This is a genomic window from Vibrio sp. Vb2131, from assembly GCF_033338535.1.
In the GTDB taxonomy this organism is placed as follows: domain Bacteria; phylum Pseudomonadota; class Gammaproteobacteria; order Enterobacterales; family Vibrionaceae; genus Vibrio; species Vibrio alginolyticus.
The window spans coordinates 132,443-143,649 of the sequence record NZ_JAWOSW010000016.1; the positions used below are offsets into that span (position 1 = coordinate 132,443).

7 protein-coding genes are annotated in these 11,207 nt (G+C 39.2%); 3 read left to right on the forward strand and 4 right to left on the reverse strand.

Annotated features, from left to right (window positions below; translation table 11 throughout):
• Positions 1-110: 110 nt before the first annotated feature.
• Entirely contained in the window at positions 111-695 is a 585-nt protein-coding gene (eamB, locus tag R7E38_RS17225; RefSeq protein ID WP_005388201.1) for a cysteine/O-acetylserine transporter, read from the reverse strand.
• Between the two features lie 112 nt (positions 696-807).
• Between eamB and R7E38_RS17230 the strand changes: the two genes are divergently transcribed.
• Positions 808-1,707 carry a LysR family transcriptional regulator gene (locus tag R7E38_RS17230; protein ID WP_203345967.1) on the forward strand — a complete coding sequence of 300 codons (900 nt, stop codon included), beginning with the start codon at positions 808-810 and terminating at the stop codon, positions 1,705-1,707.
• A 1,235-nt stretch (positions 1,708-2,942) separates the two neighbouring features.
• Here the strand turns inward: R7E38_RS17230 and R7E38_RS17235 are convergent.
• The 3 genes from R7E38_RS17235 to R7E38_RS17245 all read right to left on the reverse strand — a co-directional run bounded on the left by R7E38_RS17235 (position 2,943) and on the right by R7E38_RS17245 (position 8,340).
• Positions 2,943-3,872: a LysR family transcriptional regulator gene (locus R7E38_RS17235; RefSeq protein ID WP_064353962.1), complete on the reverse strand. Its 930-nt coding sequence runs from the start codon at positions 3,870-3,872 to the stop codon at positions 2,943-2,945.
• Positions 3,873-4,017: 145 nt separating this feature from the next.
• On the reverse strand, positions 4,018-7,158 hold the full coding sequence (locus R7E38_RS17240) for an efflux RND transporter permease subunit (protein WP_262664684.1): 3,141 nt from the start codon (positions 7,156-7,158) through the stop codon (positions 4,018-4,020).
• 12 nt (positions 7,159-7,170) lie between these two features.
• Positions 7,171-8,340: an efflux RND transporter periplasmic adaptor subunit gene (locus tag R7E38_RS17245; protein ID WP_226084290.1), complete on the reverse strand. Its 1,170-nt coding sequence runs from the start codon at positions 8,338-8,340 to the stop codon at positions 7,171-7,173.
• Between the two features lie 378 nt (positions 8,341-8,718).
• Here R7E38_RS17245 and R7E38_RS17250 point away from each other — a divergent pair, with 378 nt between their 5' ends.
• Both R7E38_RS17250 and R7E38_RS17255 read left to right on the forward strand, forming a co-directional pair.
• Positions 8,719-9,642 (forward strand): LysR family transcriptional regulator, encoded by a 924-nt coding sequence (locus tag R7E38_RS17250; protein WP_005377321.1) that lies wholly within the window; start codon positions 8,719-8,721, stop codon positions 9,640-9,642.
• A gap of 140 nt (positions 9,643-9,782) precedes the next feature.
• Positions 9,783-10,757, forward strand: coding sequence for a porin (locus R7E38_RS17255; RefSeq protein WP_318081929.1), 975 nt, complete (start codon positions 9,783-9,785; stop codon positions 10,755-10,757).
• Positions 10,758-11,207 lie beyond the last annotated feature (450 nt).

Consider the following 11,207-nt stretch of genomic DNA (forward strand, 5'->3'; position numbering starts at 1 on the left):
GAGTAAGGGCACGAGAAACCGCAGCGATTTGTAGAGCAGAATTTGCTCTTCACATAAACGTAGTCGTCTAAGTTGAAGAGCAATATTGTTCTTGATGATCAACTATATACTTAAGTAAATAACTGTGTCGCACAATAGATCAGAGCTGCTGCTAAGCTCATATTGATGACTTTGCCATATCTCTGGAATTGCGATTGAAGTAGCTTTCCTGCAACGGCCCAAACTACGTTGCTAAGAAGTGCGATCAAAGCAAGAATGAGGCTAGTCGCTAAGATCCAGTAGATATTCTGAGTGTGGGGCAGTACGAACGTAGAAATAGAGGTAATTCCATAAAGAATGATTTTCACATTAACGAACTGCAAACCGAAACCTGTTAAGAAACTGATACCTTTAGAATTATCCGATGAAGTTTTGATCTCACTCGTAGCAAGCCCCCAAGCCAACCAAACAATATAAGCTGCTCCAATCCATGTTAGCCAAGGTGTAATCACGGGCAAGAGGCTGATCATGTTATACGTGAAAGCGCCACAAAGTAGCATCAAAACAACATAGCCACAAAACATCCCCGAAATCACTTTTGTTGAGCGTTTTAGTCCATATTGCGTCGCGATGCTGAGCGATAAAATGTTGTTTGGCCCTGGTGTAATTGAAGTAATGATTACGTAAGTAAAAAATGCGGTGTAGATGGCGGTCATCTCTATCTCTCCTGTTTTTACTGCACTATACTTCGCTACAATTGATTAAAAAATTGAATAAATTAAAACTTAGACTTTTAATTTATTGAACTGTTGGTTGTGGAGTCTAGTCATGAATCTAAAACGCTTTCTTACTTTAAAAGCTATTGTTGAAGAAGGATCGTTTCTAAAAGCGTCACAGAAGCTTTATTGCACGCAATCAACCGTCACCTTTCAAATCAAGCAGTTGGAACAAGATCTGTCTTTGCAGCTGTTCGAAAAAATAGGGCGTAAGATGGTTTTGACTCAAGCAGGAGAAAAGATACTGCCTTACGTCTATGAACTGGCGCGAGTGATGGAAAATATTGAGGGAACAGCACAGCAAGAAAACTCGGAGCCGACCGGTGAATTGAAAGTGCTGGTTGCTGAGACTCAACTTGCTTATAAGATGGCTAATGTTTTAAAAGAGTTCAGGATCAGAGCGCCCAATGTCAGACTCTCTCTGCAATCACAAAATTGCTATCAGATTCGAGATGAGTTGATAGCGGATAAAGCTGATTTAGGTGTGTTTTATCGAGTAGGTAATGACGATACGCTCAAGGTCCACGAGTTTGAGCAGGAGCCACTGGTATTGGTTGCTTCACCGCTTTTAAAAGGGCTAGATTTAAAGAAGAGAGAGCAACATATTGATTTAGGATTTATAAGCAATGGCCCTAAGTGCCTTTTTCGACAGATGTTTGAGAGCATTATTCAGGAGCGTGATATTAGCATCGACAACATGATCGAACTTAGCAGTATTAATACGATCAAAAACTGCGTTGAGAGTAATATTGGTATCTCTTATTTACCTCGTTTTACGGTTGAAAAAGAGTTGCAAGAGGGCAGTTTACAAGAGCTTGAGTTCACCGAATTTTCACAGATGATCAAGCCACTCTGCGCTTATCATGCTAGGAAGTGTGTGACGCCGGCGATGGAAGTCTTTATTGATTGTATGCGTAAGGAGTATGAACGGTTTTCTACTCAGAGTCGGTGATCTTTAATATGTTCTATCTGACATAGTTTCGTTTTTACTCCTTTTTATTTTTTAAGTGGTTGATTCTAATTAATTGATTTTTGGTGTTTTATTTTACAGTCGACTAATTTTGGATGATAGATAAGATCTGATGTGAAGAGCTATTTATTGACAGAAAGAGATAAGATATAAAAACGACGGCGTGTGATAACTAGATTAGATAAGGTTACATAATTAACAGTGTAATAAATGCCATTCTTTATGGATTATTTTCAACGAGACTTAATTGTTACGGTTCGTTATTATTAACTCGTTAACGCATCCATTGCTAGGAAGTTAACTTACGCATATTGTTTTTTTCATCATTTGCAGCAAATTATATTTGCTGCTTTTTTTTAACCAAAAAAAAGTTCAAATCTTGAACTACAAGCTCTGAACTTTTGTTTATACTTAGTGGTTTTCTACTTTAATAAGTAAAACACCGTTTAAAAGTATCGCGTAACCTAGTAACTCTAAGCTTTCTTCGACCAAGTTTTTCACGTCTCTATTGTATGAGTTCCCCATGAACTCGACCCAAAAATCACCATACCCTGCAAAGCGTGAGAATAAGAAAACAATAAAAAAGCCAATCGTTAATGTCGTGAAGCTAGAATGAGAAATGAAAAGTTTTACCTCATTTTTTATGTTAACTATGTTATTAAAACAAAAATAACAGACCGAGACTATTATAATCCAAGCAGGATACTTCCATGAACCGTGAGGGAAATACTGCTCTATGTGGTAGTCCATTTCTCTAACGAATATAACCATAAAAAATGAAGACATTATTACTAATATGTGTTTGAGTTCAAGATATTCCTTAGATTTATACAAACACATTAACGATGAAAAAAGCACAAATGCTATTTGATTCATTTCTATAAGAGAGTTCTCCGATGTGCTTTTGTCCATTTGTACGCTAAAATAAATCGTTGCTAACGTGTAAATAACCAAAAGAATAAGATAAGATATTTTATATACTAACAAACTAGTGACCGAGGTGTGTTTTTCTTTAATATACATCGTAACTTGTATAGGTGATGGATTTGTTAGTATTATAAATCAAGAATGTTTTATATTTAGTGAATTAAGCGCCATTTAGAATGGAACTTAATTCACCTAACATTAAACTTCTATGAATCTTAAATTTTCCTGTTTTAACTTATTGATTTTTTTTGATTTTTTATTAGCTGTTAATTTTGGTTAAATAGAATCATCTAGCTTTTATTGAAATGCTTTTCCCATATTGGTGGTATGCCAATTTCTTCTTGAACGATATCAATGAATGCCCTAACCAATGGTGATTGCTGACGGTGTGAGTACATGGCATAAATATCACCAAAATCTTGAGTTTCATATTCTGGTAAAAGTTGAACTAAATTAGAAGACTCTAGGTTGTTAGGGAGCATAAATTGACCTATAAGTGCTGCGCCCAGACCTGACTTTACGCTTTCAATTATTAGCTCAGCTTCATTTACCATGTATGACCCTGATATTGGGTATGTATCTAAACCATCTGAGTTTGCTTTGTCGTAGAATTTAAGCTTATCGACAATAAAATTACCATTTGAATAAATAATAAAAGGTAGCTTAACTAACTCATCAGGCGTTTCTGGGTTACCATGTTTTTCAATTAAATTTCGAGAAGCAATGATTGCAGTCGTATTTTTTGCTAATTTTCTTGCTACCATTGATGAATCCCTCATAGGTCCGATTCGAAAAGCAATATCAAAATTACTTCTAATCACGTCTACATGAAGATCATCTAGCATTAGTTCAACACTTGCTTTTGGGTACTTATGTAAAAACTTCTCTATCGAAGGTTGTAGATAGAGTTTTCCAAATAATGTTGAGCTTGAAATTCGTACTTTCCCTGAAGGCTCAGTCTGAAAGTTCTCCGCTATTTGTTGAGTATCATCAAGGAGTTGAGATATTTGGTCTGCTTTTTCAACTATTTGCTTGCCGACTTGTGTTAATGAAAGAGAGCGAGTTGTTCTGTTTAATAGCCTAACGCCTAAGTGCTCTTCTAACTGCTTGATGTGTTTAGATAAAACAGAGCGGTCGATATTCATCCCATCTGCTGCTTTTGCAAAAGATCCAGCTTTAGAGACTTCTAAAAGCAGGTGTAGTTTATTTGCTAAATCCACAATGTTTATCCAGGTTAGATATTAGCGTATTAGTTTCATGTATAACTGCTGCTCTGTCTAGAAATTATTAATATACTTAATAACCAAAAGAAAAGGGAGCAATAGCTCCCTTTAGTATGAATATAAATGAGTATTTATATTATGGTTATAGTGTTTGACGTTTTTTGTTTCGACTCACTAACATGTAAAAAACAGGTGTGAGTAGTAATCCAAATACCGTTACGCCTACCATACCCGAGAATACGGCAATACCCATTGCTTGTCGCATTTCCGCTCCGGCCCCTGTACCAATCATTAATGGAATAACACCAGCGGTAAATGCAATTGATGTCATTAGAATCGGTCGAAGACGTAAACGACATGCTTCCAAAATCGCTGATAAGGTATCTTGGCCATTGTCTTTAAGTTCTTTAGCGAACTCCACCATCAAGATGGCATTTTTACACGCTAGAGCCACAAGGACAATCAAAGCAATTTGCGTGAATATATTGTTGTCACCACCAATGAACCAAACACCTGCTAGTGCAGAAAAAATGGTCATAGGAACGATCAAAATGATAGCGAATGGCAGTTTTAAACTCTCGTACTGCGAAGCTAGCACCATGAAAACTAACAAAACAACAAGTGGGAATATATACACCATCGTGTTACCAGCCAAAATCTGCTGGTAGGTTACATCAGTCCATTCATAAACCATTCCCTCTGCTAGGTTTTGATCCAGTACTTCCTCAATAGCCGTTTGGGCTTGGTCAGAGCTGTAACCAAAAGCAGGACTGCCGTTTAGTTCTGCACTAGGGTAGCCGTTATAGTGCATCACGCGGTCAGGCCCAATCGTGGGTATGATCTCCAGTACAGCGCCGAGAGGAACCATTTTTCCGGCAGCATTTCTTACTTTGTAATTAAGTATTTGGTCAGGTTCGAGACGATAGTTCATGTCTGCCTGGGCATTCACTTTGTATGTTCTACCAAACATATTGAAGTCATTGACGTATAATGATCCTAAATAAACTTGAAGCGCATCAAAAACCTGCTCTAGAGGAACACCTTGCAGCATCGCTTGTTCACGATCTATTTGGATGTCCATCTGCGGCACTTGTATGCGAAATGTAGAATATAATCCCATCAGCTCGGGTCTTGTTGATGCCTCACTTATTATCAAGTTCAATTGCTTGAAGAGCTCATCAAACCCTTTGTTCGCACGGTCTTCGATTTGAAGTTTAAAGCCGCCAGTAGAGCCAAGTCCTTGGATTGGTGGTGGTGGAAAAATCGCAACGAAGGCTTCATCAATGATTGAAAAGCTCTTATTCAAAGATGCAACAATCGCATTTGCTCCGAGAGTTGGATCATTTCGTTTATCGAAGTCCTCAAGCGTAACAAAAACGATGCCACTATTCGGACTGTTAGTAAAACCATTGACCGATAAGCCTGGGAAAGAAATGGTTTGTGCTACGCCAGGTGTTGCCAGCGCGAGGTTTTCCATTTCTTTAATAACGGACTCTGTTCTATCTAAACTTGCTGCATCTGGAAGTTGGGCGATCGCAACTAAATACTGCTTATCTTGTTGAGGAATGAATCCTCCAGGAACCGCTTTGAATAGAGAAACCGTTCCCCCGAGTAACGCAATGTATACCACCACAACAACAAGGCTAAAACGAATCAGCTTCTTGACCAGAGCTTGATATTGGTTCGAGCTATACTCAAAAATTCTATTGAATGGCGCAAAAACATACTTACCAAAAACCGCATCCAAGAGTTTGGTTAGCCGATCGGGTTTTGCGTTCTTATCTTGTAATAGCAGTGCTGATAAAGCAGGCGATAACGTCAACGAGTTAATTGCTGAAATAATCGTCGAGATCGTAATTGTTAGTGCGAACTGCTTATAAAACTGACCGGATAACCCTGTAATAAAGGTTGTCGGGATAAACACCGCACATAACACTAATGCAATTGCAATAATTGGCCCGGTAACTTCGGTCATTGCTTGTTTCGTTGCTTCTAGTGGTGCAAGACCATTATGGATGTTCCGTTCCACGTTTTCGACGACGACAATGGCGTCATCGACGACGATGCCTATGGCGAGAACAAGTCCAAACAACGAAAGTGTGTTAATCGATACTCCGAGCATTTGCATTACAGCGAACGTACCGATTAATGAAACAGGCACCGCAATGATAGGGATGATAGACGCGCGCCATGTTTGCAAAAACAGAATAACTACGACAACAACAAGTACAATTGCCTCTAGCAGAGTATGAACCACCGCGTCTATCGAACCACGAACAAAGACGGTCGGGTCGTAGGCTATTTCATATGAAACTCCAGTTGGAAAGGCTGCTTGTAAACGGTCCATGGTTGAACGAACCTGATTAGATAGCTCAATAGCATTAGCACCAGGGCGTTGGAATACGGGCATCGCCACCGCTGGTTTACCATTTAACAAGGCGCGCAGTGCATAAGAGTTTTGACCTAGCTCTACGCGTGCAACGTCTTTAAGACGCGTCAAAGCCCCTGTTTCGTCAACTTTTACTACGATGTCGTTGAATTCATCAATATTCTCCAAGCGGCCCTTTACGTTCAACAAAACTTGGAATTGGTTTTCATTAGCGGCTGGTTGCGCACCTAATGAGCCTGCTGCCACCTGTTGGTTTTGAGATCGGACGGCGGAGACAACGTCCATTACGGTTAGATTTCTAGAAGCGAGCTCATCTGGATTTAACCACAAGCGCATTGAGTACTCGTCACCACCGAAAAGGCGCACATCACCAACGCCTCCGAGCCGAGCTATCTCATCTTTCAAGTTTAAATTAGCGTAGTTAGCTAAATAACTGACTTCACGGCTAGAATCTGGAGAATATATATGCACAACCATGGTGAGATCAGGAGAGGCTTTTTCGGCAACAACTCCTAACCGTTGGACGGCTTCTGGTAATCGGGGCAAAGCTGTAGTGACGCGGTTTTGAATTTGAACCTGAGCTTTGTCCAAGTCCGTACCCAAAGCAAAGGTTACGGTCAATGTCATTCTGCCGTCACTGGTTGCCTGCGAAAACATATATAACATGTTTTCTGTACCATTAATTTCTTGCTCCAGAGGCGTAGCAACTGATTCTGCGATTACTTTTGGGTTCGCACCAGGATAGTTTGCTGTAACTACTACTGTAGGAGGGACAACCTCTGGATATTCACTCACAGGCAACTGTAAAAGTGAAATTGCGCCTACTATTAATATCAATAGCGATAACATAGAGGCAAATATGGGTCTTTGAATAAAAAAGTGTGCAAATTTCATTCGGTTGTCTTCTTAGTCTTGAGCTAAACGTTTGTTTGGCAACGATGTTGAGTTTGAAGCCATAATCAATGAAGTATTGCTAATATCTAGCGTGACATTTTTTGGTTTGACTTTGCTATTTGGGCCAACTTTTGCTGGGCCATTTACCGCAATAATTGAGTCGGCGTTCAAGCCATTCTCGATAGCACGAAATGTTCCGTAACGTTCGCCTAAGGTTACGATGCTGTATTGCAACGTATTCTCTTCATTGAGTGTTAATACAAAGCGGTTTTCTAGATCTGTGCCAATAGAACGCTCTGGAACGAGAACTCGTTCAACTGGTTTGGTTGTTGATATCTGAACTCGGCCAAACGATCCCACTTTTAAGTTTGATTTTGTTGCATCGAATACCGCTCGAACCTGCAAAGTACCGGTGTTTTCGTTGATGGAGTTGTCGACAAAGTCAACGCGTCCAAAAAACACCTGCCCATTTTGTCCAGATAGTTCAAGACGAGTAGGTAAGTTAGAGTCGGCATTGATTGTCGAGAAGTAACGGTTCCAAGTTCGCTCATCGACATCAAAGTATGCATATACCTGATCGTTAGAGACAATGTTTGATATAACGCTTTGATTTGCGTTTACATTGTTTCCTTTAGTAATGAATGCTCTTGAAATAGTGCCGCTAATAGGGGCATATATCTTCGTAAACTCAAGATCTAACTTTGCGGATTCTAACTGAGCACGCAAAGCCATTAGTTCTGCAGAGCGTTGCTTTACTGCGGTATCTCGGGTCTCTGCTTGTTCCGCTGAGATGGCTTTTCGCTTAACCAGTTGAGCGGCTCTCTTTTGTTCGTTTGCTGCTTGCTCTAACGCAGCTCGAGCACTCTTAACTTGCGCTTCAAGTCGTGAGACCTGAGCTTTGAAGGTTCGATCATCAAGAGTGACGAGTAAGTCGCCTTTGTTGACACTCTGTCCGTCTTTGAACTCTACCGTTTCAATAACTCCGGAAACGCGTGGCATTAAAGAAACTTTCTCTGGTGCCTGAAGCCTTGTTGTAAAGGTGAACCACGATTGAACGGGCTCATAGATGACTTTGGAGACGTCTATCGTAGGTAAGGGAGTATTAGGTTGTTTGGTTATCTCTTCGTCTGCACAAGCAGCTAAAACGGATAAAAGGCCAATGCCGAAAACTTTCTTTAACATTTGTCGCGCCCTAAATGATTCTGTTCATACTAAAAGGAACGGCATTGTATTCATTGTACCTATGGGTAAATAGGCCCTCAGCGAACATAGAGTAGTGATAAAAATGCACGATTAAATATTGGCCAAAATGCTCATTTTTTGGTTTGAAAAAGGTCAGTTTAGGGTTTTAAAGACGTGGAGTATTGTTAAATGTACTAAGCCATAACAGATAGGAATAACTAAACAGAAGCTAAAGATAGCGACGAAAATTAAAGCGTTTTTAATTCGTGCATTATTTGCAATTCACTGATGCAATTTGAACCATAAAAAATTGAAATTAATTTTGTAAAATCCATTTCCCATCACATAAAGAATAAAAACTAAATAAGGAATTGTGCAGTGGATCTCGCAAGCCAACTTGAATTACTACTGGATGTCTCTGAATACGGAACTTTTGCTAAAGCTGCTGACAGAAATCATATAGATCGTTCAGCTTTGTCAAAACAGATCAAAAAGCTAGAGGATGAATTGGGCTTACGGCTGTTAAACCGTTCCACGCGTTCGCTATCCCTGACCAATGCAGGTGTTGAGATGGTGGCGCAAGCTAAGAAAGTAAGAGAGGTTCTAACTGAAACTCGTAGTATTGCTGCTACATTTCAGGATGAACCGAAAGGTAATCTGAAAATATCAAGCTCCACTTTCTTTGGCAGAGCATACTTAAATCAGGCAGTTAAAGAGTTTATAAAACAGTACCCAAACATTACTGTAGAGCTGCTGCTCGATGATAATCGAGTCGATGTTATCCATGAAGGTTTTGATGTTGTGTTTCGTATCGGACCAATCCGAGAGTCCAACATGATAGTGCGTAAGTTGGCAAGCAATAATATGGCACTGGTTGCATCGAAGAGTTTTATTGACAAGTATGGAACCCCGAGCTCTCCAGAAGAGCTTATAAAAATGCCAGCAGTAATATACTCTAATGCTAACTTTAAGGCAGATAAGCTACGTATAGCGCCAAGCCAGTCATCAAGCGACGTTAGAACGTATAATATCAATGGGCAGTACTTCGTGAATGAAACAGAGTTAATGCTCGATGCCGTAAAATCTGATCTAGGGTATGCTTTAATAGGGCAGTTCTTTCTTCAGGAGAGTTTGAGTAAACAAGATCTTGTACAGTTGCTTCCTGATTATAATCTTCCCGCGATAGGGGAAATATATGCAATGTATACTCACCGAAATCAACAACCATTAGCCAAACTGTTCATTGATACTGTTCAAAAAATAATAGGGACGCCTCCTGTTTGGATGGATTATCTCAACTAATATGAGTACTAGGACATAATGTTTTAGATTGAGGGCTTGTTTATATTTATCCATAGAATATGGTTGAATTTGCACTTTAAAAATAATTGCCACTGTTCATAATTTCACTCGATTCAAACAACACAAGTAGTGGTAATTAAATGAAAATGACAAGAACGTCGATCGCAATCGCTGCACTTTTTTCTGCAAGTGCTGCAAATTCAGCCGTAGTTTATGAAGATCAAGAATCAGTATTAAATATTCATGGCCGAGCGCAAGGGATGTATTATTTCTCTGATGATAAAAATGCAGACGGAGATAATAGCTACATTCGTGTAGGACTTGCAGGTGAGTCTAAAATAAATGAAGATCTTTATGCCTTCGGCTTATATGAGTTGGAATTTAAGTCTAATCGCAGAGAGGCTGATGGGATTGAAGATGATGAATTTGATATCCGAAAAGGCTATGTAGGAGTTGGTGCAGATTACGGAACAGTAAGTTATGGACGTCAATACGGTGCGGTCACTTTAGTATCTGACTACACGGATATTTTCCCGGAGTTTGGTAATGAAGCTGCTGGCGTAAGTGCGGATCTATATGGTACCGGTCGCTCCGATTCAGTATTTAAGCTAACGACAAGCTATGAAGGTTTGAATATTCATGTTAGCTATCAGGCTGAAAACGATGAAGTGTCAACAGATGCAGCCTCTTATGGTGCGGCGGCGGACTACAAGTTGCCATATGGCTTCAAAGTTGCGCTTGGTTACAACGAAGGTGAAGGGCAATCGGGTGCAGAAGATGCAGAGCTGCTAACGGGTGCTATTGCATTTGAATACGACAAGTTTTATGCCTCTGTTTTATACAGTGATGGTGAAAACTGGGCTAAAGATGGTTCTGAAAGTAATATTGATTACACCGGTATTGAAGCAGTTGCCACTTATGAAGTAACAGATAAGCTTTGGGCACTAGTTGGCTATAACAATCTAGAGCGTGATGATGAAGATGTCGTCGATTACTACTCACTAGGTGCAGAGTACGATTTGACTTCTAATTTTAAAGCACTAGCAGAATACAGAATTACAGATGTAGACAATGAAGACGATATTCTTGCAATAGCTGCGAGATATTCATTCTAAAAAATTAATAAATATAAAAAGCCTGAAACTATTTTCAGGCTTTTTATTTTATCGGTGTAATTTTATAAGTGCTGATTTTCATCCATATATAATGGATTATATTGATCGTTACTTGTTAAAGTGTTTTGGATATAATTGTTTTGTTAGCTAGTCCACTGCTAGTTTTCATTTTCATATTTTTTGAATGATGATTTTTTCTTTGGCAACAAGAAGTATCTTGTTGCCTTTTTTTTACGTCTTATGGTTAATTAAAACAAAAAGAGTTTTTTATATATTGCTATAAACGAGAAAAATATAACGAAAATTGTCAATCTTAGGTTGAGTTAATCTTCATAAAAAAGTGAACTCAATTTCAAGGGTCTTTTTCATTTAAGTGTGCCGTCCTAAATAAGGTTGACACTTTCCACCCCCAAAATTGGAGAGTGTTATGAAATCAACAACTAAAAGAAC